The following is a 22,903-nucleotide window of genomic DNA, read 5'->3' as shown; positions in this document are numbered from 1 at the left end:
ATATGGCCCGTTCTGTCATATGCGATCGCGCTGCCGCTCGCGGAGAGAGGAGACTGCCCTGGTGCGTCCATGCGCGACCGCCCTGCCCTCACGCCGGACGCGCGGGTGTGTCGGCTTTCCATTCCAGGGTGACCTTGAGGTTGCCCTTGCCCGAGGCCTTGGTCAGCAGCGCGACCAGTTGGCCGGCCTCGAGGCCGACCTCCACGCCCAGCTCCACGGTCGCGCGCTGCGGCCGGATCGTCGCGATGCTGCGTGCCAGCGCCGCCCCGACCGCTTCGAGCGCCGCCGTCACCTCGGTGAACGCCAGGGAATCCAGGATGCCGACCTTCTCCGGCCCGCCGAGATCGCGTGCTTCCACCCTCAGTGTCGCGCCGCCCACTTGCACAGGCACGATGCGAACATTGTCCTCGCTCATGACCGGACCTCCCCTTTGACCCCAGGGCATTCGCATATGAGCTGAGGTGTCGGTTTCGACTACCTTCCCCCGCTTGCGGGGGAAGGTGGCGCGAAGCGCCGGATGGGGGGCGCTTCAACGAAAATGGCGCATCCCATCGAGCATCCGCGCTGTTGCACCACCCCCCATCCGCCTTTCGGGCACCTTCCCCCGCAAGCGGGGGAAGGTAGTCAAAAACCCATATGCGAATGCCCTGCCTTTGACCCGGCAACATGGTCTCACACGGGACGGATCCGGGCGTCACCCGATCGGGTGATGGCGGCACAATTTGCCGTGAGCCGACCACGGCAACGCCCGGCCGCCCCCACCCTCATCGCGAGAAGCCGGCGCGGAACCGTCCAGGCGCAAACGGGCGTACCTCGATGGACGGCGCGCGGCCAGCGATCAAGTCCGCGACGATCTCCGCGCTGGCGGCAGCCTGGGTCAGGCCATGATGCCCATGGCCGAAATTGTAGAGCACGCGCCCGTCCCGTGCCGCCCGCCCGATCACCGGCAGCGAATCGGGCATGGATGGCCGGAATCCCATCCAGCGCCGCCCCGGCGTCCGGGGGTCGAGATGCGGCAGGAATTCCCTGAGCCGCTGCACGATGGCATCGGTGCGCCGATGATCTGGCGCCTGGCGAAGGCCCGCGAACTCCACCATGCCGCCGACCCGATCGCCGATGCCGAGCGGCGTGGTGACGAAGCCCTCGCCCTCGAACATGACGGGCCGCGCCAGCCCGAGGGTCCCCGGCGCGAACGTGGCATTGTAGCCGCGCTCGGTGTCGAGCGGTATGCGATCGCCCATCTGCGACGTGAGCGCGCCTGACCAGGCGCCGGCAGCGACGACGATGCGGTCGGCGTCGATGGCGTCAGCGCCATCGCCCAGGCGCAGCCGCAGCCGGTTCGCCTCGCGCTCTATTGCGGTCGCATCATGTTGGACATGCCGCGCGCCGCGCGCCAACGCACGATGCAGCAGCGCCTCGCACAGGCCGGCCGGGTCGCTGACATGGCACAGGTCAGGATAGACCACGGCCGCCTGGACATTGCGCAGCGCCGGCTCGAGGCCGGCAAGGTCGCCAGCCGCAATCTCCTGCGCCGCGATGCCGTAGCCCTGCTGGCGCGCGATGATCCGCCTGGCCTGCTCGAACGCGCCGCGCCGGCGCCACACGGAAAGGGCGCCCTTCTCGACCAGCTGGCTGTGCAGATCGAGCTTGCCCAGACGCCGCCGCCAGGCGGGCAGCGCCCGCGCGTTGAGCGCGCGGATCCCCTCGATGCTCGCCTCGATCCGGGAAGGAAAGGACGCGAGGATGAACCGCACCAGCCATGGGGCGATCCTGGGCAGGTAGCCCGGACGAACGGCAAGAGGGCCAAGCGGATCGAGCAGCCAGCGCGGCACATGGCGCCAGACCTTCGGCGAGGCCAGCGGCATGATGTCGGCATCGGCAATCCAGCCTGCGTTGGCCAGGCTCGCCCGTCCCGCGCGCCGCGCGCTATCGACGAGGCTCACGTCATGGCCCTCGTCGAGGAGGGCATGGGCCGTGCTGACGCCGACGATGCCGGCCCCTATGATCACTGTTCGCATGCTGCTGACCTCGGAAGCCGGGCATGCTGCTGGCGCGCGAGCGACATGCCTGCGGCTCTACTATTTCTATATCATATTAGTTATTGTGCGCCGTCAGCGGACGCCCCGCGTGGCGTGCACAGGACGAGGACGGAATAGATGACGAAGCCCACGGCCCGGCGGCCCAAGCGCGGATCTCGGGACGAAGGGCGAGACTCGCCGCTTTTCGTACGGTCCGTGGAGAAGGCGATGACATTCATCGCGGCATTCGACGCCGGCCACCGCCACCTGTCGCTCTCGCAGCTGGCGGAAAGAGTCGGGACGGACATGAGCACGGCCCAGCGCTTCGTCTATACGCTCGAGAAGCTCGGCCTGCTGAGAAAAGCGGCTGGAACCCGCCTCTACGAAGTCGCGCCGCAGCTGCTCAACCTCGGGCACCGCTACCTGGTCGGCAACGAGCTCATCGAGCGCGCCACGCCGACGATGCTGCATCTCAGCAAGACCACCGAGGCGACCATCAACCTGATGGTCCCGGATGGCGTGGACATCGTCTATATCAGCCGATTTCATAGCCGCAACCTGGTCAACGCCGAGATCATGATCGGCGCGCGCCTGCCGATGTTCGCGACGGCCTCCGGCATGGCCATCCTCGCCAGGATGCCGCCGGAGGATGCCGAGCAGATCCTGGCGAGCTCCAATTTCACCAGGCTGACCAATTTCACGGAGACCCGCCTCGAGGTTATCCGCAAGCGCCTCGCCGACATCCGCAAGAAGGGATATGCCGTGGCGTACCAGGAAACGTCGGTCGGCGACATCTCGGTCGCATCGGCGATCCTGGGTGCGGACGGCGCCCCGGTGGCCGGGCTCGGCATCTCGACCTCGACGCTCACGATGTCGCTCCAGGCAGCCGAGAACGCATATGCCCCCCTTGTGATGGCGGCAGCCTCGTCGCTGTCGCAGCGGCTGTAACGCCCGCTGTCAAGCCGATAGCAAAAGACATCATGGCACGCTCCCTGTCGTCCTGAGCGCAGCGAAGGATCTATTGAACCGTCGTCTGGCACGGACCATCCGGTGGCGCACCTGCGCCATTTCCTTGGTCCGTGCGTGTCGGCGGCTCAATAGATCCTTCGCTGCGCTCAGGATGACAGGAAGCCATACGCGAATGCCCCGCCGGTGCGCCTATGCCGTGGCAATCCCGTGCCGGAACGGATCGGCTGGGTCCTCGTGCAGCGTGGCCTCGCCGCATATGAACGCCCGTCCGCCGATGCGGGGAATGATGTGTCCTTCGCGATCCAGCCGGTAGCTGGCGTCGAAGCGGCTGCCGATGATGCTCTCCTGCACCCAGCGGTCGCCCGCACGCAGCGTGCCGTCGGCCGCCATGCAGGCGAGCTTCGCGCTGGTGCCGGTCCCGCACGGCGATCGGTCGTAGGCGCCGCCGGGACAGAGCACGAAACTGCGGCTGTTCGCTTCAGGCCCCTGGGGCGGCCCGAATATCTCGATATGGTCGATGTCGGCGCCGCCGGCGCCCGTGACGCCGGATGTCCGCAATGCTGTTTGGATGGATTGGGCCGCCCGGGTCAGCTCAGGAATGTTGCCGCTGACAAGCGGACATGGCGCGGCATCGGTCAGGAAGAACCAGTTCCCGCCCCAACCGACGTCGCCGGTGACGACGCCGAGGCCCTCGACGTCGACCGGGACATCCTTCAGGTGCCGATAGCTTCTGACGTTCTCGATCGACACGTAGTTCTTGTCGATGAGGTCGACCGACACGGCTCCGACCGGCGTCTCGAACCGATGCGTGCCGGGCGCGATGCGGCCGAGATGCGCCAGCGTCACGGCAGCGCCGATCGTGGCATGGCCGCACATGCCGAGAAAGCCGACGTTGTTGAAGAAGATCAGGCCCGCGGCGCAGCTCGGATCGCATGGCTCGCACAGCAGCGCGCCGACCAGCGCGTCATAGCCGCGTGGCTCGTTGACGGTGAAGGAGCGGATATGGTCGAATGCCTCGGCAAAGCGCTGTCGCCGCTGGTCCAGCGGTCCCGAGCCCAGGTCCGGGCCACCATCGACGATGATCCGTGTCGGCTCGCCTTCGGTATGGGAATCGATGACGCGCATGCTCACTGCTCCGCCTGGCGCCACCCGGCGTACCATGCCTTGAAGATGCTCAGCTGGGTCTCGGCATAGTGCTTCTGGCTGGCGCTCAGGGCATCGGACGCATTGAAATGCAGGGCGTATTCGGGGTTGCCCTCGAGCGTCATGAGGTGCTTGTAGTAGAGTACGAGATCGACGCCTTCATCGAAGCCCGACAGGATCGCGAGCGCGCCATCGAGCGCGAGCGCCCGCCGCCGCGCCTCGGCGTCGCCCTTCGCAGCGCTTTCACAAAGGGCGACAAGGTGCAGGACTTCTTTCGGCAGCACGTTGCCGATGCCGGTGATCGCACCGCGGGCCCCGCAGTTGACGAAGCCGTGGAAGACCTGCGTGTCGACGCCGACCATGAGCGTGATGTCGGGCGATTGGCCGGTGATGTGCTCGGCGGCATAGCTGAGCGATTTCGCGCCGCCGAATTCCTTGAACCCGATCAGGTGGCGGTACCGGGCGCGCAGCTGGAAGAAGAGGTCCGCCCGGGTCTCGAAGCCATAGTGCGGGCTGTTGTAGATCACGGACGGCAGATCGACCGCGGCGTCGAGGATGGCCGAGAAATGCGCCTGCTGGGCGGCGATGGACGAGCCGCGCGACAGCACGCGCGGAATGATCATGAGGCCCTTGGCGCCGACCCTCTTGGCATGGCCGGCCAGCGCCGCGGCACGCTGCGAATTCTGCGCGCCGGTTCCGGCGATGACGGGGATGCCCGCCTCGACCAGCCGCTCGACGCCTTCCATCCGCTGCTCGTCGGTCAGCAGCGGCCAATCGCCCATCGACCCGCAGTAGACGACCGCCGACATGCCTGCCTGGATCAGCTCACGGCCCTTGGCGACGAGGGCCTTGAAATCCGGTGAACGATCCGCCCTGCAGGGAGTCATGAGAGCGGGAATCGTGCCGGTGAAGATGTTGGAGGTCATCTGGAAGTCCCTGGTGTTGCAAGCGGCCGCGGCGATCGCCGGACCGAACCTTACTTCAGTTTCCTGCGGTCGAGGCCCTGCACGCCGGCGAAGGCAAGACCGGGCTGCCCGAACCAGCCCTGTTCCCTGAGATGATGCCGGACCCGCTCGTTGAGTCCGCCCTTCGTCTCGTGCTCGGCCGGCAGGCCCGCGAGGTCCTCGAAGGCCGTGCCGCGTCCGGTCTCGGCCAGCCCGGCCATCATCGAGCGAACGTACAGGTTCGCGTTGCGCCCGCTCAGCCCCTGTGCCACCAGCCAGTCTGCCAGGGATTGCTGCAGCTCGAAGAAGCTCGACATGAACCCGCTGACGCCGCCCATCGCCCGCAGCTGCGTCTCGTCCTCCGGCACGAGGATGTCCCCCATGCCCGACAGCAGCCCGGTCAACGCCGCGACGGCCGGGAAGCAGATCACGGGTCCCCTGCCCTTGCTGATCATCGGCAACGGCAGCACGCGAGCCACGGTCGACAAAGGGGCGATCGCGGCCAGGTCCGGGACGGACAGGCCGGTCACGAAGCTCGCGACGGTCTGGCCGGCGCGGAAGGTCACGCCCTCGAGGGCCTCCTCGACCTGAGCCGGGCGCATCGCCAGGAAGACGATGTCGCTGGCTTCGGCCACCTCGGCATTGGATGCTGCGCGCGTGACGCCGGAAAAGCGCCCGGCCAGATCGCGCGACGTCGCTTCCGAGCGCGGCGACAGCACGATGGCGTCGGCGACGCCGGCATGCCGCAGGCCGGCGACAAAGGCGGATGCGATGGTGCCGACGCCGATGAACCCCAGGCAACGCGTCATGCCGGCCTCGCCTGCGGCTGGGCCGCGACGCCCGTGAGGCCGGCCAGGAAACGGCGGCAGCGCTCCGTTTTCGGGGAACCGAGAACCTCCGCTGACGGGCCGCTCTCGACGATCTGCCCGGCCTCCATGAAGATCGTCATGTCGGACGCATGGCGGGCGAACTCCATCTCGTGGGTCGCGATCAGCATCGTCATGTGCGAGTCCCGGACCTCGCGGATGACATTGAGCACCTCCTGCACGGTCTCGGGATCGAGGGCCGATGTCGGCTCGTCGAACAGCATGACGCTCGGCTGCATCGCGAGCGCGCGCGCGATCGCCACGCGCTGCTGCTGGCCGCCCGAAAGCTGCCGCGGATAGGCGTTCGCCTTGTCGCCGAGCTTGACCCTGTCCAGCAGCTCCATCGCCTGGCTTTGCGCCTGCGGCTTGCTCACGTTCTTCACGAGCCTCGGACCGGACGCGACATTCTCCAGGGCGGTCATGTGCGGGAACAGGTTGAAGCTCTGGAACACCATGCCGACGCTCTCGCGCTGGCGCGCGGCCTCGACCGCGGTGGCTTGCCTCAGGCCACGCGGCGTCGCCTGCATGCCCATGCGCAGGTCGCCGACGAAGATGGCGCCCGAATCGATGACCTCGAGCGTGTTGATGCAGCGCAGCACCGTGCTCTTGCCCGAGCCGCTCGGCCCGATCAGGGCGACCGACTGGCCCTTGGCGATCTCGAGCGAGACGCCCTTCAGCGCGACGTACGCGCCATAGGACTTCACGATGTTGTCGAGCCGCACGAAGGCGTCCTGGGGCTTTGGGGAAGTGGTCATCGCGGCCTCACGCCTCGACCTTGGCGGCGGCCACCTTGGCCTTCGGCGCGCTCGTATCGGCGAACCAATGGCCGTTGCGCCGCTCGACGAGCTGCTGCAGCAGCGTCCATGCCGCCGTTAGCAGCAGGTAGTAGATGGTGGCGACGGTCAGGGCCTCCAGCACGCGGAAGCTGCCCTGGATGAGGTTGTCGGTGGCGCGGAACAGCTCGGTCATCGAGATCACCGAGACGAGCGATGTGTTCTTGAGCTGGCGCACGAACTCGTTGCCCATCGGCGGCACGGCGATGCGCAAGGCTTGCGGGAAGATGATCGCCCGCATGGCCGTCAGGGGACGGATGCCGATCGCCCTTGCCGCCTCCCACTGGGCGACCGGCACGGCCGAGATCGCCGAACGCACGATCTCGGCAACGTAGGGGCTTTCGGACAGCGTCAGGCCGATGATGGCCGCCTCGACGACAGAGAGGCGGATGCCCATCTGCGGCAAGGCGCTGTAGAGGAACACGAGCTGGACGAGCAGCGGGGTGGCGCGAAAGAAGGCGACATAGCCTTGGTAGAACCACTGCGCCGGCGCGAAGCGCGACCGGCTGATCAGCGCGACCGCCGTCCCGACCACGATGGCCAGCGCGAGCGTGACGAATGTCAGCCAGACGGTCGTCCACAGGCCACGCAGTATCGCGGGATGAACAAGGTCATGAAAAAAGACGGACCAATCCCAGATCGCCATCCGCGGCCCCTTGAGTTTCCAGGCACATTCCGATCCGACGCAAATTAACCCTTCCCCCTAATCCCCTCGCCCCGCGGGAGCGGGGAGAGGGAGGGGCCCATCGCGAAGCGATGGGAGGGTGAGGGGTACGCGCGAACAGTCCCTGTTCCTGCCGTATGGCTTGATCGTTCCTACCCCTCACCTTCCCATGCCTTCGGCATGGGCCCCTTCCCCTCCCCGCTCGCGGGGAGAGGAGACGGCAGCGAGGCGTCCCTACGCGATCGCCCTGCCCTCAGCGGAAGGACCAGCAACGCGATTCAGTTCGAACGGAACGCGCTCCAAGACTGGCGCTCAGCCTCAGTCGACCGCCGGGAGGCGTCCGATGCCGGCCTCGGCAAGCAGGCGCTTGAGGGTTGCGCGCGCTTCGTCGTCGGCAGGCAGCAACGGCTCCCGGGGGGCGCCAACGGGCATGCCGCGAAGCTCGGCGCCGGCCTTGGTCATGGCGACGTAGCCGTTCAGCAGCAGGGCGTTGAGGATCGGCCAGAGCCGCTTCCAGACCGCCTGCGCCGCGGCGAGGTCGCGCTTCTCGCAAACCGCCTGGTAGAGCTCGACGCAGATCTCGGGGATGAACGTGGAGGCGCCGAGTATCGAGCCGACCGCACCGCTGGCAAGCAAGGCCATCATGCCCGGATCGGTGCCGGCGATGACCTTCGGCGCCCCGGGGTTGAGCATCAGGCGGACGCTGCGCGTGAAGTCGGCGGCGCTGTCCTTGATGTGCGAGATGAAGCCCGACTGCGTCAGGCTGACGAGCTGCTCCTCGGTCAGGTCAAGGCCGGTGACACGGGGCGTGTGGTAGTAGACGATCGGGCCGTCCGCGATGGCCGCGACCTGCGAGAGATAGTGCTGCAGGTCCGGCCAGCGCAGCCGGTCATAGTACGGCGCGACCGCCATCAGCCGATCGGCGCCGGTCGCCATCGCATGGCGGGCAAGATCGAGCGAGTCGCGCGTGCTCGTGGCGCCGACCTGCACGATGATCGTGGTCTTGCCCTTCACGGTCGCGACGGCCGCCTCGCACAGGCTCTTGCGTTCGGCGGTGGTCAGGGTCGAGTGCTCGCCGGTCGAGCCGGCGACGACGACGCCGTGCACGCCCAGCGCAACCTGCGATTTCAGGAGCCGGGCATAGGCGGCCGTGTCGATCGCCGTGCCGTCGCCATTCATGGGCGTGAAGACGGCGCTCAGGATTCCGGAAAGATCGGTTTGCATACACTCACTCGTTTGCTCGGGACTTTGAATGCCGGGAAGGACGGGCCATGGCCCGGGCGGGCCGGTGCGGCGCGCCTCAGTCGAAGCTCGCCACGCCGGCGTTTTCGATGCCCCACTCCTTCAGCGCCGCGGCGTATCGGCCCTTTTCCTTCATCTGCTTCAGGCCGGCACGGATGGCGTCCGCCAGCACCTTGTTGTCCTTCTTGACCGCAATGCCGAGCGTGACCGGATTGATGCCCCAGGCGGCCTTCGTCAGGGCCGGGTTCTTCGACAGATAGAACGAGACGAGCTGGTCGGAGGCGACGAAGGCTTCGACATTGCCGTTCTCGAGCGCCCGGACCGCGATGGGCTGGGTGTCGAAGGCCTGGATCTGGATCTCCGCCTTGCCGTCCTTGGCGCACTGCTCGCTCTGCGCCGCCACGACCTTGAGCTGCGCCGACCCTTGCAGCACGCTGACCTTGCGGCCGCACAGGTCGCCGAGCGCCTTGATCGGCGTGCCGGCCTTGGCAAGGATCGCCTGGCTGGTGGTGATGTAGGGGATCAGCGTGACGACCTGGGCGCGCTCCGGCGTGATGTAGACGGCGGCGCAGATCATATCGAAACGATCGGCCTGCAACGCCGGGATGAGGCCCTTGAAGTCGAGGTTCACGAACTCGGCCGTGGCGCCCATCTCCTTCGCCAGCCCGCCGCAGAGCGACACGTCGATTCCGGTCGGGTTCTGGTTGGCGTCGTAGAAGCCCCAGGGCGTCTGGCTGAAGGAGCTGCCGATCGTGATCTTCTTCGGCGCCGCCTGCGCCAGCGCCGTCGTCGGCAGGGCCATCGTCGGCCCCCATGCCAATGCCGCCCCGAAAAGAAGCGCCCCGAACCGCCTTGCCTTGCTCGCCATGACAGCCATCTCCCCGCAGAACTATCGCAATACAATAGAAATCATTTCATAAAAATTACTGACGAGGCATACGCTGTCAAGCCTCAATATCCGTGCCGGCGCGTCATCGTCGTCGCCGAAGCGCCCGGTCGCACCGGACCTCGACCCAGAGCCATCCTGGTGATCGTCGGGTTGCAATTTTCTTGTTTTCTTATGGAGAATAATATATAAAAGCGATGCCGTGCCGTCCCTGACGGCCCTACTGCCCCCATCACAGGATCCACCACATGACCACACCCTTCCGCGCATCTGAGCGCGCTTCGCGCAGCCTCTATCTGCGCACCAGAACCCCTTGTTCGGATTGAGAAAACCCTTCCGCGCAATTGGCGCAGGCGGAATTGCGATGGTGTCCCCGATTTCCGCGCCGAATAATCGGGACACCGGCGGCACCGCGCATGTTGACCGCGTTCCTCGCGGCCGATAGCCAGGGCCCCCATTCCGTTCATCTGCCCTCGGAGAGAAGCTGCCATGGCCGATGCCCCGCCTGACGAAAAGGTTGTCTCCGTGACGCGCCGGGTGGCGTTCCAGGGCTATTTCCGGATCGGCGAGTACCGCTTCCGCCATTCCCTGTTCCAGGGCGGCGTCAGCGGCGAGATCAAGCGCGAGGTGTTCGAGCGCGGCCACGCCGCGGCCGTGCTGCCCTACGACCCGGTGCTGGACCGCGTGGTGCTGGTGCGCCAGTTCCGCGCCGGCGCGTATGCCGCCGGCCGGCACCCCTGGCTGTGGGAGACCGTGGCCGGCATCATCGAGGAAGGCGAGACGGCCGAGGACGTGGTGCGCCGCGAAGCGCAGGAGGAGGCCGGCCTCGAGCTGGGCGCGCTGCTGCCCGTCCATACCTGGCTCAACAGCCCCGGCGGCGCGTCGGAGACCACCGCCGGCTTCTGCGGCCGGGTCGACGCGCGCGGCGCCGGCGGCGTCCATGGGCTGCCCGACGAGGGCGAGGACATCCTGGTGCGCAGCTTCACCCTGGACGAGGCGAAGGCGCTGCTGGCCAGCGGCGAGGTCGGCAGCGCCACCGGCATCGTGATCCTGCAGTGGCTGCTGCTGAACCGGGATTTCGTGCGCAGCAGCTGGACGTGACCACCATGTCCGCGCCCAAGGTCCCCGCACCCAAGATCATCGTCGTCGGCAGCCTCAACATGGATCTCATCGTGCGCACGCCGCGCCGGCCGGAGACGGGCGAGACGGTGATGGGCGAGGACCTGCAGGTCCTGCCCGGCGGCAAGGGCCTCAACCAGGCCGTCGCCGCCGCCCGGCTGGGCGTGTCGACCCAAATGGTGGGCCGCGTCGGCGAGGATGATTTCGGCCGCCGCTTCCTGGCTTTCCTGGCCGCCGAGGGTATCGGCAGCGACGGCGTGCGCGCCACGGCCGATGCGCCGACCGGCGCGGCCGTCGTGACCCTGGCCGGCGGCGACAACGCCATCATCGTGGCGCCCGGCGCCAACATGCGGCTGACGCCCGCAGAGGCCGCCGACCTGCCGGTGGCGCCGGGCGACATCTGCATCGGCCAGCTCGAGGTACCGACGGCGGCGACCGAGGCGGCGTTCCGCCGCGCCCGCGACGCCGGCGCCGTCACCATCCTCAACGCCGCGCCGGCGCAGGCCCTGCCGCCGTCCCTGCTCGCGGTCACCGACATCCTGGTCGTCAACGAGACCGAGCTGGCGGCGATCTCCGGTGCGGCGGTCGGCGCCGCCAGCATCGCCGACGACATCGCCGCGGCCGCGCGCCTCCTGGCGCGCGACGGCCGCGCCGTCATCGCGACGCTGGGCGCCCGCGGCGCGCTGGCCGTCGACCGCGACGGCGTCCATGTGGTCGCCGGGCATGCGGTCGCGGTCGTGGACACCACAGGCGCCGGCGACTGCTTCGTGGGTGCTCTGGCCGCGTCCCTGGCCGCCGGCAGCGGGCTGCGCCCTGCCCTGGCGCGCGCCTGCGCCGCCGCGGCGCTGTCGGTGCAGCGCCTGGGCGCCGCCCCGTCGATGCCGACCACGGCCGAGCTGCATGAGAGCGGCTTATGCCCGCATTAACGGATAGCGGCGCGCATCTGTTGCAGGCCCCGCCCGCGGTCGCCTAGGGTGGAGGCAGTATCGGTCATGGCTATGAGGCAATCGTGATGGACGTCCGCTCGGGCTTTCTCGACAGCATCGGCAACACGCCGCTGATCCGGCTCAAGGCGGTCTCCGAGGCCACGGGCTGCGAGATCTACGGCAAGGCCGAGTTCCTCAACCCCGGCGGCTCGGTCAAGGACCGCGCTGCGCTCGCCATCGTGCAGGACGCCGAGCGCCGCGGCCTGCTGCGGCCGGGCGGCACCATCGTCGAGGGCACCGCCGGCAACACCGGCATCGGGCTGGCGCTGGTGGGCAACGCCAAGGGCTATCGCACAGTCATCGTGATGCCCGAGACGCAGAGCCAGGAGAAGAAGGACATGCTGCTTCTGTGCGGCGCCGACCTGCGGCTGGTGCCGGCGGTGCCGTACAAGGATCCCAACAACTATGTGAAATACTCCGGGCGGCTGGCCGAGGAGCTGGCCCGCACCGAGGCCAACGGCGCGATCTGGGCCAACCAGTTCGACAACGTCGCCAACCGCGACGGCCACTTCGCCACCACCGGGCCCGAGATCTGGGACCAGACCGACGGCAAGGTCGACGGCTTCACCTGCGCCGTGGGCAGCGGCGGCACCCTGGGCGGCGTGTCGCTGGCGCTCAAGGAGCGCAACCCCAAGATCAAGATCGCGCTTGCCGATCCGATGGGCGCGGCGCTCTACAGCTGGTACACGCGCCAGGAGCTGAAGGCCGAGGGCAGCTCGATCACCGAAGGCATCGGCCAGGGCCGCGTGACCGCCAACCTCGAGGGCGTGGCCGTCGACCTCGCCTACCAGATCACCGACGAGGAGGCCCTGCCCTACATCTTCGACCTCGTGCAGCACGAGGGCCTGGTGCTGGGCAGCTCGTCGGCCATCAACATCGCCGGCGCGGTGCGGCTGGCCAAGGAGCTGGGGCCGGGCAAGGTCATCGTCACCATCCTCGCCGACGGCGGCCAGCGCTACCAGTCCAAGCTGTTCAACCCCGCCTTCCTGCGCGAGAAGAACCTCCCTGTGCCGAAATGGATGGCGTGAGTCGCATGGCTGAAGAACTGTTCCGACAGGATGCCTACCTGAAGAGCTGCGAGGCCACGGTCGTGGCCGTCGACGACAAGGGCATTCGGCTCGACCGCACCGTGTTCTATCCGACCGGCGGCGGCCAGCCCGGCGATTGCGGTACCCTGACCCTGGTCGACGGACGCAGTGTGGCAATTGCCGACGCGGTCAAGGCCGACGGCGACATCGCGCATGTGCCGGCACAAGGCGCCGCGCCGCCCGCGGTCGGCGACACAGTGACCGTCACCGTCGACTGGCAGCGCCGCTACCGCCACATGCGCATGCACACGGCGCTGCACGTGATGTCGGCCGTCATCAAGGGCAACGTTACCGGTGGCCAGGTCAGCGCCGACAAGAGCCGGCTCGACTTCAATCTCGGCGCCGAGGTGCCGACCAGGGAGCACGTCACCCAGGAGGTCAACCGCCTGATCGGGCTCGACCGGCCGGTGACGCCGCGCTGGATCTCGGACGAGGAGCTGGCGGCGCGGCCCGAGCTGGTGAAGACCATGAGCGTGCGGCCGCCCAGCGGCGCCGGCCAGGTGCGGCTGCTGGAGATCGACGGCATCGACCTGCAGGCCTGCGGTGGCACGCATGTGGCGCGCACGTCGGAGATCGGTTCGGTCGAGTGCGTGAAGGTGGAGAACAAGGGCAAGATGAACCGCCGCTTCATCATCGCGCTCGCCGACTGACGGCCCTCGAACAAGCACCAAGGAACAATCCATGCCCTACGCCCGCCCCGATGCCCTGGTCAGCACCGAGTGGCTCGCTTCGCATCTCGACGCCCCGGACGTGCGCGTCGTCGACGGCTCGTTCTACCTGCCGGCGCAGAACCGCGATGCCAAGGCCGAGTACGCCGCGCAGCACATCCCCGGCGCGGTGTTCTTCGACATCGACGAGATCGCCGACAGCGACAATCCGCTGCCGCACATGATGCCGTCGCCGGAGAAGTTCTCCTCGCGCGTGCGCCGGCTGGGCCTGGGCGACGGCGTGCGCGTCGTGGTCTACGACGGCAACCCGATGATGGGCGCCTGCCGCGTGTGGTGGATGTTCCGCGCCTTCGGCCACAAGGATGTCGCCGTGCTCGACGGCGGCCTGCCGAAATGGCAGCGCGAGGGCCGGCCGGTGACCGACGAGCCCACGATGCCGCGCGAGCGGCATTTCACGGCGCGCCTGGACTCGACCCTGGTCCGCGACGCAGCGCAGGTAAAGCGGCTGCTGGACGGCAAGGCCGAGCAGGTGGTCGACGCGCGCGCCGCGCCGCGCTTCCGCGGCGAGGCGCCCGAGCCGCGGCCGGGCCTGCGGCTGGGCCACATGCCGGGCGCGCTCAACCTGCCCTATGCCGACCTGATCGATGCCAGGAGCGGCACCATGCTGCCGCAGGAGGCGCTGAAGCAGCGCCTCGCCGCCGCCGGCATCGACCCGGCGCGCAAGGTGACCGCAAGCTGTGGCTCGGGAGTCAGCGCCTGCGTCGTGGCGCTGGGCCTGTACCTTACCGGCGCCAGGGAAGCCGCGATCTACGACGGCTCCTGGGCCGAATGGGGCAGCCGCGAGGACACCCCGATCGTCACCGGACCATAGGAATGGTCGGGCCGCGTCGCTCCAGCGACGCTCTTCCCGTCATGAGCGCCGCTGGAGCGGCGCGGCCCGACCGGTCGTCCCCGCCATCGCGGCTTGTATCACGTCCGGCCGCTGCACACGGCGCAGATGCCGTTGACCTCCAGCGTCATGTGCCGGGTGGCGAAGCCGCGCTCGCCGGCGCTGCGCGCGATGGCGTCGGCCAGCCCCGGGTCCTGCAGCTCCTCGGCGTTGCCGCAGCGATGGCAGATCAGGAAGAAGCCGCGATGACTCTCACCAGGATGGGCGCAGCCGATGAAGGCGTTCAGCGATTCGACGCGGTGGACCAGGCCCTGCTCGAGCAGGAAGTCGAGCGCGCGGTAGACCGTCGGCGGCGCCGAGCCCAGGCCCTCGGTGCGCAGCGACTCGAGGATGGCGTAGGCGCCGACCGGCTTGTGGCTGGCCCATACCAGCTCGAAGACGCGGCGGCGCAGCTCCGTGAAGCGCGCGCCGCGCTGGCGGCAGACGCGCTCGGCCAGCGCCAGCGCGTCCTCGACGCAGTGCGCATGGTCGTGCTGCGCACCGGGCTGCAGCCGCGGCGCCGCGGCCTGCGTGTGGGGGGCCATCGTCGCGTCAGCGTGGCGCGTCGACCTTGGGATCGTCGAGCCGCAGGTGGCAGCCGCAGACCGGGCAGTCCAGCCTCGCCAGCTCGGCGCGCGGTCCGGGACGCGTGCCCTCCAGCGCGGCGCGCGCATCGGCGATCAGCTGCTCGTGGTAGGCGACCGGACCGCAGACCGAGTGGTAGAGCGCCTGCGTCCTGGCGTCGGCCTCGACCAGCGTGATCGCCGCGGCCTTGCGCGCGAGCAGCGCCGTGCCGGCGACCGCGAGCAGCGCACCACCGGCCCAGACCAGGGCATGCCGGCGCGACACGGTCTCGGTGGTGGCGATGGCCTTGGGCCGATGGTCCCGCCGCATGGCGCGCCTCTTTCCGTTGTCATCCTGACTCGCGGAAACTATACGCCGGGAGCAAGCCGGAGTCTGCCCATGTCTGTCGCAGGGACAATGTACACTTCTGCTGCGATCGCCGAGGCGATGGCGGCCATCGCCTTCGATGCCGACGGGCTGGTGCCCTGCATCGCCCAGCAGCATGACAGCGGCGAGATCCTGATGATGGCGTGGATGAACCGCGACGCCGTCGCCGAGACCATGCGCACCGGCCGGGTCTGCTACTGGTCGCGCTCGCGTCAGGCGCTGTGGCGCAAGGGCGAGACCTCCGGGCACGGCCAGCGCCTGGTCGACCTGCGCATCGACTGCGACGGCGACACGCTGCTGGCCCTGGTCGACCAGGCCGGCGTCGCCTGCCACACCGGCCGGCGCAACTGCTTCTTCCGGGCCCTGCGCGACGATGCGCTGACCGAGATCGCGCCCGTCCTGGTCGACCCCAAGACGATGTACGGCGGCTGATCCCCGGCCACGGCGAATGCGGCTTGCGTTCGCAATGCGGTACATCCGTGGCCAGAAAGACCTTTCAGTATTCTGAAAGGTCCGGCTATACCCGGAAAATTGCTGCCGGCCGGGCCGGTGGCCGCCAGGGAGGTGGCATGGGCAAGATCATCCGCGTCTGCGAGGACGCCACGAGGTATGCCGGCATCGCCGCGACCCTGGCGATCATGGCGATCATCGCCTGCGACGTGCTCTTCCGCTACGCGTTCAACGCCCCGCTCGCCTGGGCCTACGAGTTCATTGCCCTGTACCTGATGGCAGCCCTGTTCTTCCTGCCCCTGGGCTATGTGCAGCGCTGCCAGGGCAATGTCGCCGTCGACCTCTTCGTGCGCGTGCTGCCGGCCACGATCCGATCCTGGCTCTTCCGGGTCGGCAACCTTCTTGCCGCCGCCACCTTCGCGGTCACCGGCATGGTCTTTGCCGAGAAGGCCTGGGACGCCGCCGCCAGCGGCGAGGAGATCATCGGCCCGTATGTCTGGACCACGTGGCCGATCTACGCTGTGGTCACTCTGGGCCTCGTGCAGTTCGTCCTGCGCGCGCTGTACCAGGTCGGCCAGTCCGCCACGACTCTGCAGCGCGACGCGGCCGAGGAGGCCCACGGCGAATGAGCCCCGTCCTCGCCTGCTGCCTGCTGCTCGCCGCCCTGCTCTTCTTCGGTGTGCCCGTCGCCTTCTCGCTGGCGATCGCTGGGGTCGTCGGCCTGTTCATGATCGGCGGCTGGGACAGCGTGATCGGCATCCTGCAGACCACCACGCTCTCGAGCGTCAGCTCCTACGAGCTGGTGGCGGTGCCGATGTTCATCCTGATGGCGGAGTTCGTCATCCTCAGCGGCATCGCCAACGGACTGTTCGAGGCGGCGGCATTATGGGTCGGGCGCGTGCGCGGCGGCCTCGCCATGGCCACGGCGCTGGCGGGCGCCGGGTTCGGCGCGATCTCCGGCTCCAGCACCGCCTCGGCGGCCACGCTGGCCTCGACCAGCCTGCCCGCCATGCTGCGCCAGGGCTACGATCCCAAGCTCGCCAGCGGCGTGGTCGCGATCTCCGGCACGCTGGCGATGCTGATCCCGCCCAGCGTCGCGCTGGTCCTGTTCGGGGTGATCGCCGACATCAGCGTCGGCAAGCTTCTGATCGCCGGCGTCATTCCGGGCGTGATCGTCACCCTGGCCATCCTCCTCACCGTCTATGTGATCGTGGTCGTGGACAAGAAGGCCGCGCCGGTTGCGGCGGCTGCCTCCTGGCGCGTCAAGCTCGCCGTGCTGAAGGAAATGGGGCCGATGCTCCTGCTGTTCGGCCTGATCACGACGTGCATCTACACCGGGCTCTCCACGCCCACGGAGGCGTCGGCCATCGGCGCGCTGGGCGCCCTGCTGCTGGCCGTGCGCAGCCCCAAGTTCAGTCGTGCCGGCTTCGTCACGGCCTGCTCGCGGGCGATGCGGACCACCTGCATGATCCTGATGATCATCGTCGGTGCGCACATCTTCGGCTACTTCTTCACGCTCACCCGCACCACGCACGCGATCGTGGCCTGGGTGTCGGCGCTGCCGCTCGATCCCTACACCATCCTCGCCATCATCCTGTTCGGCTACATCGTTCTCGGCTGCGTCATGGATCAGGCGGCGATCCTGATCCTCACCGTGCCGGTCGTGCTGCCCGTGGTGAAGGCGCTGGGGTTCGACCCGGTCTGGTTCGGCGTCATCGTAGTGGTGACGGCCGAGCTCGGCATGGTGACGCCGCCAGTGGGCCTCAATGTCTTCGTCGTGTCCAAGACCACCGGCATGCCGCTGGGCACCGTGTTCCATGGCATCTGGCCGCACGTGGTCGCGCACATTCTCGTCCTGATCCTGCTCACCGTCGCGCCAGGCCTCGTCACCTGGCTGCCGTCGAACATGCAGTAACCAACCGGAGAAGCGGATATGAAACTCGGACAGGCATCGCTGGCGGGCGCGGCGCTCGCGGCCATCCTCGCGATCGCGCCGGCGGCCGTGGCCCAGATCACCATCAAGATCGCCGACTCGCTGCCGGTCGGGCACTACGTCTCGCAGTACTTCACCAAGCCGTGGATGGAAGCGGTCACCAAGCAGACCAACGGCAAGGTGACCTTCGAGTACTACCCGGCCGAGCAGCTCGGCAAGGCCAAGGACATGCTCGCGCTCACGCAGAGCGGCGTGGCGGACATCGCCTATGTCGTCCCCTCCTTCGTCCCCGAGAAGATGCCGATGTCGCCGGTGGCCGAGCTGCCCTTGGCCGAGGCGATCGGCTGCAGGGGCGCCGAGGCCTACACGCGCCTGGTCAACCGCGACAGCCAGCTGCGCAAGCTCGACTTCGACGCCAACCGAGTCCGGCCGCTGCTGGTGCAGAGCCTGCCGCCCTACCAGATCTTCACGGCCAGGAAGATCTCCTCGCTCAAGGAGCTGGAGGGCATGAAGATCCGCGTCACCGGCTCGGCCAAGGCCGCCGTGATGCAGCGGGTGGGCGCCGTTCCCGTCCAGATCCCGACGCCGGAAGTGCGTGAGGCGCTCTCGCGCGGCACCGTGGACGGCATGATGTTCGTCTACACCAGCCTGTTTCCCTACGACCTGCACCCGCTGGTGAAGTCGGCCACGACCGAAGTCAACTTCGGCGGCTGGATCTCGAGCTACGTGATCAGCGACCGTAAATGGAAGTCGCTGCCCGCCGGCGTGCAGGGCGCCATGACGACGCTCGCCGACAAGTACAACCGCGAAGGCTGCGAGAAGGTGATGGCCGACGATCTGCGCGACCGCGAGCGGCTGGTGCAGGGCGGCGTGTCGCTGCTGCGGCTGTCCGACGCCGAGAAGGCCGACTTCGCGCAGCGGACCCGCACCGTCGCCGAGCAATGGGCGGCTGACCTGGACAAGCGCGGCCGGCCGGGCAGCGCGGTCCTGAAGGAGTATCGCGACGAGCTGGCGAAGAACTGAGCTCGCCGCGGCGATGCGGGCCGCCTATGAGCGCATCTCCGGCAAGCCGGCTGGCTAGCTCCGGAATTAGTTGCTGCTGATCGCCTTGGCCGTCGTGGCCAGGCGATCGAGGTTATCCTCCAGGTTCGCCTTGATGCGCACGCTGGGGCCCGCGATCGCCAGCGCATAGTGCTCACCCCGCAGCCGCAGCGGCACGCATAGCGACGTCATGTCGGCGACCGTCTCCTCCGCATTCACGTACCAGCCCCGCCGGCGGCTGGCGGCCAGATCCCTCTTGAGCTGTCCGACATCGGCAATGGTGTGCCTGGTGAGCTTTTCCAGCGCCAGCCGCGAGAGCGTCTTGTCGAGCTCGTCGTCGGGCAGCGAGCCCAGCAATGCCTTGCCGATGGCCGTCGCATGCACGGGCCGCAGGTCGCCTACCTGTGGCATGTAGCGCGACGGCCGCGCCGAGATCTCCACGGCCAGCAGGATGACCCGGTTGCGGCACAGCTTGCCGAACATGGCGGTCTCGCCGGCCTCGTCCCGCAGTTGCCGCACGGCATCGCCGACCACCGAGAGGACCGGGTCGGCCCGGATGATCTCCTCCGCCGCGTTGCTCAATCGGCTTGTGGGGTAGAAGCTGTTGCCCGGTGCCATGCTGAAGAGGTAGCCGCGCCCCTCGAGCGTGCGGATGATGGCGAAGCAGCTCGACACCGGCACCTTCAGGACCCGCGCCAGCTCCGACACGGTCATGGGACGGCGTATGGTCGCGAATGCCTCGAACAGATCGAGGGTCCGGGAAGCGGCCCGCACGTTGATGCCGCTTCCCCTTTCTTCCTTGTCCCCTTTCGGTTCCTTCAACGGCGACCTCGAATGCGCTGCCGGGCTGGGGCAGGCACTATATCAGACAATGTCACCCTGCTTGACATGTGCCTCGCGTCGCCCGGCGCCTCACTGAGGCGCCAGCGCGAGTTGCTTCAGGACGTCGATCCACACCGGGTTCTCGTCCTTGAGGAGCTGCGCGAACGCCTTGTGGCCGGAGGCCGCGCCGTCGATGCCGAACGTGTCGAGCATCTGGCGCATCCGCTCCGTCTGGCCGGCCTCGACCGCCAGCGCCGAGAGGCGCTCGACAATCTCGCCGGGCACGCCGGCCGGCGCCAGCAGCCCCGCCCAGCCACGGATCTGGAACAGCTTGGCGGTGACGCCCTGCTCGAGGAAGGTCGGCACGTCCGGCAGCTTCTTCATGCGCGTGGTCTGCGGCACGGCGATGGCACGCCCCGTGCCGGAGGCAAGGATGCTGGCGCAGGCCTGGTAGCTGCCGGTCGCGGCGTGCAGCGCACCCGCCGAGAAATCCTGCCACATCGGCGTTTCGCCGCGGTAGTGCACGGGTTCCATGCTGAGCCCGAAGGCCTTGTTGAGCTCGGCCACGAGCATGTGCGAGTACGACCCCTGCGAATACGAGCCGACGCTGACCTTGTTGCCCCGCGCCCAGGCGACAAACTCCTTGATGTTGGTCGCAGGCACCGACTTGTGGACCAGGAAGGGCAAGTGGCCGCCGTCCATGAAGGCGATGTAGACGAAGTCCTTGTCGGGATCGAAGGGCAGGCTCTTGAAGAGCACGCGGGTCAGCACCATGAAGCTCGTGATCGAGAACAGCAGCGTGTAGCCGTCGGCCGGCGACTTGGCCACCATCTCGGCGGCGATGATGCCGCTGGCGCCCGCCTTGTTCTCGACCACCACCGGCTGGCCGACCTTCTGGGCAATGTAGTCGCCGTAGGCACGCGCAAAGGCATCGGTGAGGCCGCCCGCAGGGGCGCTCACCACGATCCGGATCGGCTTGCTGGGCCAGGCCTGCGCCTGCGCCGTGCCGCTGATCAGCACCGGCGCGCCGGCGACAGCGGCGCTCATGGCCAGGCTCCGGCGCAGAAAGCCGCGCCGCGATGGATCCCGTTGCATCACGTCTTCTCCCGAGTTGCTATGCCGCTATTCGACCTTGGCGCCGAGCTCGCGCACCAGATTGACCCAGGCCGCGCCGTCAGTCCGGCTGTCGCCGGTACTGACGGCGGGCGTCGTTGATGTGCCGCTGCCCCGGGGTCGCGTCCTGGAGCGTCTCGTGGTGTCAGAGCCCGCCGTTCACGACCAGGCACTGGCCGCTGACGTAGTCGCTGTCGGGGCTGCAGAAGAGATAGATGGATCCGGCCGCTTCCTCGGGCGTGCCGCCCCGGCCGAGGGGGATCATCTGGTTCATCGCAGCGATGCGGCCACCCTGCACGCCGACCTTGACCTTCCGACCCTGCACGTCGATCGAGCCATCCTCGCCGTCCTTCAGCGGCATCGTCAGGCGCGTCTGGATATAGCCGAACGCCACCGAGTTGACGGTGGTCGCATAGCGTCCCCACTCCTTGGAAACGGCCTTGGTCAGACCGACGATGCCGGCCTTTGCCGCGGAGTAGTTGGACTGTCCGGCGTTGCCGTTCACGCCCGAGACCGACGAGACGTTCACCACCTTGCGGACGATACGGCGGCCCTGCGCCTTCTCGGCCTCGAAGGCGGGCTTCAGATGGTCGAAGAACCCGCGCAGGACGCGGAACGGCGCCGTCAGGTGCACGTCGACGATCGCATACCACTGATCGTCGCCCATCTTCTGGATGACGCTGTCCCACGTGTAGCCGGCATTGTTCACGACGATGTGGCAATCGCCGAAGCTGTCCACCGCCGTCTTGACGATGCGCTTGCCGAAGTCCTTGTCCGCAACATCGCCGTTGCAGGCCACGGCCGTTCCGCCAAGCTTCTCGATGAGGCCGATCGTCTCGCGGGCCGGCGCATCGTCCAGGTCGTTCACCACGATCTTCGCGCCTTCGCGCGCAAGCCGCAGCGCGAGCTGCTGTCCGATCCCGCGGCCGGACCCGGTGACGATCGCCACGCGTCCATCAAGTTGTCCCACTACATCCTCCTGCTCGATGCATCCTGTTGTCGAAGATCCGCTCACCCGCTGAGCTGATTGAAGGCGATGTCCTTGTCCGGCCGGATGTCGCCCGGCAGGCCCAGCACGCGCTCGGCGATGATGTTGCGCAGAATCTCGTCCGATCCGCCGGCGATCCGCATCGCGGCGCCCCACGTCCAGCTGCGCTCGATCTTGCGCCAGTCATCGCCGAGCTCCGCGTGGGTCAGCGCGCCTGCTTCGCCAAGAAGGTCCATGGCGATATAGGCGGCCTGCTGGCCGTGGCTCGCCTCGACCAGCTTGTTGATGGACTGCTCCGGTCCGGGCACCTCGCCCTTGGACAACGCCGTCAACGCGCGGGCGGAGAGCAGCCTCAGCGCCTGCTCGTTGATCCACATGTCGGCGATCCGCTCGCGGACGCGCTGATCATCAATCGCCGGGCCGCTCCCGAGGTCGACCTGGCGGGCCAGGCGAAGGATCTCGGGCGACCCGGCAAAGCCAAGCCCCTTGCCGGCCGAGGCCCGCTCGAACATCAGGGTCGTCAGGGCGACATTCCATCCGTCACCGACATTGCCGATCCGGTTCTCGTCGGGAACCCGAACCGCCTGGAAAAAAACCTCGTTGAATTCGGTTTCGCCCGACAATTGCCTGATCGGGCGCACGTCGACGCCGGGCGTCTTCATGTCGACGATGAACATCGTCAGGCCCCTGTGCTTCGGCACGGTCGGGTCGGTTCGTGTCAGCACGATTCCGAAATCGGCGAGATGGGCAACGGTGGTCCACACCTTCTGCCCCTCGATGACCCAGCCTTCGCCGCCCCGGGTCGCGCGCGTCCTCAATCCCGCCAGGTCGGATCCCGCGGCCGGCTCGGAGAACAGCTGGCACCAGACCGTCTCGCCCCGGATGGCGTTGGTCACATAGCGCTGCCGCTGTGCTTCGGTTCCACGGTGGACGATGGTGGGGATGCACATGCCCAGGCCGATGCCGAAGAAATCGGTCGGCAGGCCGTAGCGCCCTTCTTCCTGGCGATAGATCACCTCGTGCAGGGGTGTTCCGCCGCCACCGCCCACTTCCCGTGGCAGCGTGATCGATGCATAGCCCGCTCTTGCCTTGAGCGCCTGCCAGGCCTTGCCCACCTGCAGCCGGGCGCATGGGTCGGCCTTCAGCTCGGCGTTCCTGCGGGCGAACGGAGCGGCGTTCGCCTCGAGCCAGCCCCGCGCCTCGGCCCGATACGCTGCTTCTTCCTGGCTGTCCTCGAAATCCATGGTCCTC

Annotated in this window: 25 protein-coding genes; 10 read left to right on the top strand and 15 right to left on the bottom strand. The window is 68.2% G+C overall.

What is annotated here, in order from left to right:
• Positions 1-88 precede the first annotated feature (88 nt).
• Together FHP25_RS04120 and FHP25_RS04115 are read right to left on the bottom strand one after the other, a co-directional pair.
• Positions 89-415, bottom strand: coding sequence for a CU044_2847 family protein (locus FHP25_RS04120; protein ID WP_147845628.1), 327 nt, complete (start codon positions 413-415; stop codon positions 89-91).
• A gap of 349 nt (positions 416-764) precedes the next feature.
• A complete protein-coding gene (locus tag FHP25_RS04115) occupies positions 765-2,018 on the bottom strand; it encodes an NAD(P)/FAD-dependent oxidoreductase (protein ID WP_147845627.1) in 1,254 nt (417 codons plus the stop codon).
• 138 nt (positions 2,019-2,156) lie between these two features.
• Between FHP25_RS04115 and FHP25_RS04110 the strand changes: the two genes are divergently transcribed.
• Positions 2,157-2,966 carry an IclR family transcriptional regulator gene (locus FHP25_RS04110; RefSeq protein WP_147845626.1) on the top strand — a complete coding sequence of 270 codons (810 nt, stop codon included), beginning with the start codon at positions 2,157-2,159 and terminating at the stop codon, positions 2,964-2,966.
• 210 nt (positions 2,967-3,176) lie between these two features.
• Here FHP25_RS04110 and FHP25_RS04105 read toward each other — a convergent pair whose 3' ends face one another.
• From FHP25_RS04105 to FHP25_RS04075, 7 genes are all read right to left on the bottom strand, one after another.
• Positions 3,177-4,112, bottom strand: a complete 936-nt coding sequence (locus FHP25_RS04105) for a 4-hydroxyproline epimerase (RefSeq protein WP_147845625.1) — start codon at positions 4,110-4,112, stop codon at positions 3,177-3,179.
• Between the two features lie 2 nt (positions 4,113-4,114).
• The gene (locus FHP25_RS04100; RefSeq protein ID WP_147845624.1) at positions 4,115-5,056 is read right to left on the bottom strand and encodes a dihydrodipicolinate synthase family protein; all 942 of its coding nucleotides are present in this window, start codon (positions 5,054-5,056) and stop codon (positions 4,115-4,117) included.
• A gap of 50 nt (positions 5,057-5,106) precedes the next feature.
• Entirely contained in the window at positions 5,107-5,883 is a 777-nt protein-coding gene (locus tag FHP25_RS04095; RefSeq protein WP_147845623.1) for an NAD(P)-binding domain-containing protein, read from the bottom strand.
• Entirely contained in the window at positions 5,880-6,695 is an 816-nt protein-coding gene (locus FHP25_RS04090; RefSeq protein ID WP_147845622.1) for an amino acid ABC transporter ATP-binding protein, read from the bottom strand. Before FHP25_RS04090 ends, FHP25_RS04095 begins: the two co-directional genes overlap by 4 nt.
• Positions 6,696-6,702: 7 nt before the next feature.
• On the bottom strand, positions 6,703-7,419 hold the full coding sequence (locus FHP25_RS04085) for an amino acid ABC transporter permease (protein ID WP_147845621.1): 717 nt from the start codon (positions 7,417-7,419) through the stop codon (positions 6,703-6,705).
• Positions 7,420-7,755: 336 nt separating this feature from the next.
• Positions 7,756-8,661, bottom strand: coding sequence for a dihydrodipicolinate synthase family protein (locus FHP25_RS04080; RefSeq protein WP_147845620.1), 906 nt, complete (start codon positions 8,659-8,661; stop codon positions 7,756-7,758).
• A gap of 76 nt (positions 8,662-8,737) precedes the next feature.
• Positions 8,738-9,547: an ABC transporter substrate-binding protein gene (locus FHP25_RS04075; RefSeq protein ID WP_178133277.1), complete on the bottom strand. Its 810-nt coding sequence runs from the start codon at positions 9,545-9,547 to the stop codon at positions 8,738-8,740.
• A gap of 507 nt (positions 9,548-10,054) precedes the next feature.
• Between FHP25_RS04075 and FHP25_RS04070 the strand changes: the two genes are divergently transcribed.
• From FHP25_RS04070 to sseA, 5 genes are all read left to right on the top strand, one after another.
• A complete protein-coding gene (locus tag FHP25_RS04070; protein WP_147845618.1) occupies positions 10,055-10,666 on the top strand; it encodes an NUDIX domain-containing protein in 612 nt (203 codons plus the stop codon).
• 5 nt (positions 10,667-10,671) lie between these two features.
• Positions 10,672-11,610: a ribokinase gene (locus tag FHP25_RS04065; protein WP_147845684.1), complete on the top strand. Its 939-nt coding sequence runs from the start codon at positions 10,672-10,674 to the stop codon at positions 11,608-11,610.
• Positions 11,611-11,696: 86 nt separating this feature from the next.
• Positions 11,697-12,698, top strand: a complete 1,002-nt coding sequence (locus tag FHP25_RS04060) for a cysteine synthase A (RefSeq protein ID WP_147845683.1) — start codon at positions 11,697-11,699, stop codon at positions 12,696-12,698.
• A gap of 5 nt (positions 12,699-12,703) precedes the next feature.
• The gene (locus FHP25_RS04055) at positions 12,704-13,408 is read left to right on the top strand and encodes an alanyl-tRNA editing protein (RefSeq protein ID WP_147845617.1); all 705 of its coding nucleotides are present in this window, start codon (positions 12,704-12,706) and stop codon (positions 13,406-13,408) included.
• A 31-nt stretch (positions 13,409-13,439) separates the two neighbouring features.
• On the top strand, positions 13,440-14,297 hold the full coding sequence (gene sseA, locus FHP25_RS04050) for a 3-mercaptopyruvate sulfurtransferase (protein ID WP_147845616.1): 858 nt from the start codon (positions 13,440-13,442) through the stop codon (positions 14,295-14,297).
• Positions 14,298-14,395: 98 nt separating this feature from the next.
• On the opposite strand, the gene FHP25_RS04045 is transcribed toward sseA, so the two are convergent.
• On the bottom strand, positions 14,396-14,899 hold the full coding sequence (locus FHP25_RS04045; protein ID WP_147845615.1) for a Fur family transcriptional regulator: 504 nt from the start codon (positions 14,897-14,899) through the stop codon (positions 14,396-14,398).
• Positions 14,900-14,906: 7 nt separating this feature from the next.
• On the bottom strand, positions 14,907-15,248 hold the full coding sequence (locus tag FHP25_RS04040; protein WP_147845614.1) for a hypothetical protein: 342 nt from the start codon (positions 15,246-15,248) through the stop codon (positions 14,907-14,909).
• Positions 15,249-15,317: 69 nt separating this feature from the next.
• Between FHP25_RS04040 and hisI the strand changes: the two genes are divergently transcribed.
• The 4 genes from hisI (at position 15,318) to FHP25_RS04020 (ending at position 18,711) form a co-directional block, all read left to right on the top strand.
• Positions 15,318-15,737 carry a phosphoribosyl-AMP cyclohydrolase gene (gene hisI, locus FHP25_RS04035; protein ID WP_147845613.1) on the top strand — a complete coding sequence of 140 codons (420 nt, stop codon included), beginning with the start codon at positions 15,318-15,320 and terminating at the stop codon, positions 15,735-15,737.
• Between the two features lie 137 nt (positions 15,738-15,874).
• A complete protein-coding gene (locus tag FHP25_RS04030) occupies positions 15,875-16,384 on the top strand; it encodes a TRAP transporter small permease (RefSeq protein ID WP_147845612.1) in 510 nt (169 codons plus the stop codon).
• A complete protein-coding gene (locus FHP25_RS04025; protein WP_147845611.1) occupies positions 16,381-17,670 on the top strand; it encodes a TRAP transporter large permease in 1,290 nt (429 codons plus the stop codon). Before FHP25_RS04030 ends, FHP25_RS04025 begins: the two co-directional genes overlap by 4 nt.
• An 18-nt stretch (positions 17,671-17,688) precedes the next feature.
• A complete protein-coding gene (locus FHP25_RS04020; RefSeq protein WP_147845610.1) occupies positions 17,689-18,711 on the top strand; it encodes a TRAP transporter substrate-binding protein in 1,023 nt (340 codons plus the stop codon).
• Positions 18,712-18,777: 66 nt separating this feature from the next.
• Here FHP25_RS04020 and FHP25_RS04015 read toward each other — a convergent pair whose 3' ends face one another.
• The 4 genes from FHP25_RS04015 to FHP25_RS04000 all read right to left on the bottom strand — a co-directional run bounded on the left by FHP25_RS04015 (position 18,778) and on the right by FHP25_RS04000 (position 22,896).
• Entirely contained in the window at positions 18,778-19,551 is a 774-nt protein-coding gene (locus FHP25_RS04015) for an IclR family transcriptional regulator (RefSeq protein WP_147845609.1), read from the bottom strand.
• A 90-nt stretch (positions 19,552-19,641) separates the two neighbouring features.
• A complete protein-coding gene (locus FHP25_RS04010) occupies positions 19,642-20,598 on the bottom strand; it encodes a Bug family tripartite tricarboxylate transporter substrate binding protein (RefSeq protein ID WP_218578160.1) in 957 nt (318 codons plus the stop codon).
• 211 nt (positions 20,599-20,809) lie between these two features.
• Positions 20,810-21,634: an SDR family NAD(P)-dependent oxidoreductase gene (locus FHP25_RS04005; protein ID WP_147845608.1), complete on the bottom strand. Its 825-nt coding sequence runs from the start codon at positions 21,632-21,634 to the stop codon at positions 20,810-20,812.
• Positions 21,635-21,675: 41 nt separating this feature from the next.
• Complete coding sequence (locus FHP25_RS04000; RefSeq protein WP_147845607.1) at positions 21,676-22,896, bottom strand: acyl-CoA dehydrogenase family protein; 1,221 nt, start codon at positions 22,894-22,896, stop codon at positions 21,676-21,678.
• Between the last annotated feature and the right edge of the window lie 7 nt (positions 22,897-22,903).

It is taken from the genome of Vineibacter terrae (assembly GCF_008039615.1).
Taxonomy (GTDB): Bacteria; Pseudomonadota; Alphaproteobacteria; order Reyranellales; family Reyranellaceae; genus Vineibacter; species Vineibacter terrae.
Note: the sequence above shows the minus strand (reverse complement) of the source record. Positions and strands in the feature narration are given on the sequence as shown.

Coding starts and splice junctions, on each gene's coding strand:
- FHP25_RS04120 (WP_147845628.1), bottom strand. CDS start 415: ATGAGCGAGGACAATGTTCGCATCGTGCCTGTGCAAGTGGGCGGCGCG.
- FHP25_RS04115 (WP_147845627.1), bottom strand. CDS start 2,018: ATGCGAACAGTGATCATAGGGGCCGGCATCGTCGGCGTCAGCACGGCC.
- FHP25_RS04110 (WP_147845626.1), top strand. CDS start 2,157: ATGACGAAGCCCACGGCCCGGCGGCCCAAGCGCGGATCTCGGGACGAA.
- FHP25_RS04105 (WP_147845625.1), bottom strand. CDS start 4,112: ATGCGCGTCATCGATTCCCATACCGAAGGCGAGCCGACACGGATCATC.
- FHP25_RS04100 (WP_147845624.1), bottom strand. CDS start 5,056: ATGACCTCCAACATCTTCACCGGCACGATTCCCGCTCTCATGACTCCC.
- FHP25_RS04095 (WP_147845623.1), bottom strand. CDS start 5,883: ATGACGCGTTGCCTGGGGTTCATCGGCGTCGGCACCATCGCATCCGCC.
- FHP25_RS04090 (WP_147845622.1), bottom strand. CDS start 6,695: ATGACCACTTCCCCAAAGCCCCAGGACGCCTTCGTGCGGCTCGACAAC.
- FHP25_RS04085 (WP_147845621.1), bottom strand. CDS start 7,419: ATGGCGATCTGGGATTGGTCCGTCTTTTTTCATGACCTTGTTCATCCC.
- FHP25_RS04080 (WP_147845620.1), bottom strand. CDS start 8,661: ATGCAAACCGATCTTTCCGGAATCCTGAGCGCCGTCTTCACGCCCATG.
- FHP25_RS04075 (WP_178133277.1), bottom strand. CDS start 9,547: ATGGCGAGCAAGGCAAGGCGGTTCGGGGCGCTTCTTTTCGGGGCGGCA.
- FHP25_RS04070 (WP_147845618.1), top strand. CDS start 10,055: ATGGCCGATGCCCCGCCTGACGAAAAGGTTGTCTCCGTGACGCGCCGG.
- FHP25_RS04065 (WP_147845684.1), top strand. CDS start 10,672: ATGTCCGCGCCCAAGGTCCCCGCACCCAAGATCATCGTCGTCGGCAGC.
- FHP25_RS04060 (WP_147845683.1), top strand. CDS start 11,697: ATGGACGTCCGCTCGGGCTTTCTCGACAGCATCGGCAACACGCCGCTG.
- FHP25_RS04055 (WP_147845617.1), top strand. CDS start 12,704: ATGGCTGAAGAACTGTTCCGACAGGATGCCTACCTGAAGAGCTGCGAG.
- sseA (WP_147845616.1), top strand. CDS start 13,440: ATGCCCTACGCCCGCCCCGATGCCCTGGTCAGCACCGAGTGGCTCGCT.
- FHP25_RS04045 (WP_147845615.1), bottom strand. CDS start 14,899: ATGGCCCCCCACACGCAGGCCGCGGCGCCGCGGCTGCAGCCCGGTGCG.
- FHP25_RS04040 (WP_147845614.1), bottom strand. CDS start 15,248: ATGCGGCGGGACCATCGGCCCAAGGCCATCGCCACCACCGAGACCGTG.
- hisI (WP_147845613.1), top strand. CDS start 15,318: ATGTCTGTCGCAGGGACAATGTACACTTCTGCTGCGATCGCCGAGGCG.
- FHP25_RS04030 (WP_147845612.1), top strand. CDS start 15,875: ATGGGCAAGATCATCCGCGTCTGCGAGGACGCCACGAGGTATGCCGGC.
- FHP25_RS04025 (WP_147845611.1), top strand. CDS start 16,381: ATGAGCCCCGTCCTCGCCTGCTGCCTGCTGCTCGCCGCCCTGCTCTTC.
- FHP25_RS04020 (WP_147845610.1), top strand. CDS start 17,689: ATGAAACTCGGACAGGCATCGCTGGCGGGCGCGGCGCTCGCGGCCATC.
- FHP25_RS04010 (WP_218578160.1), bottom strand. CDS start 20,598: ATGAGCGCCGCTGTCGCCGGCGCGCCGGTGCTGATCAGCGGCACGGCG.
- FHP25_RS04000 (WP_147845607.1), bottom strand. CDS start 22,896: ATGGATTTCGAGGACAGCCAGGAAGAAGCAGCGTATCGGGCCGAGGCG.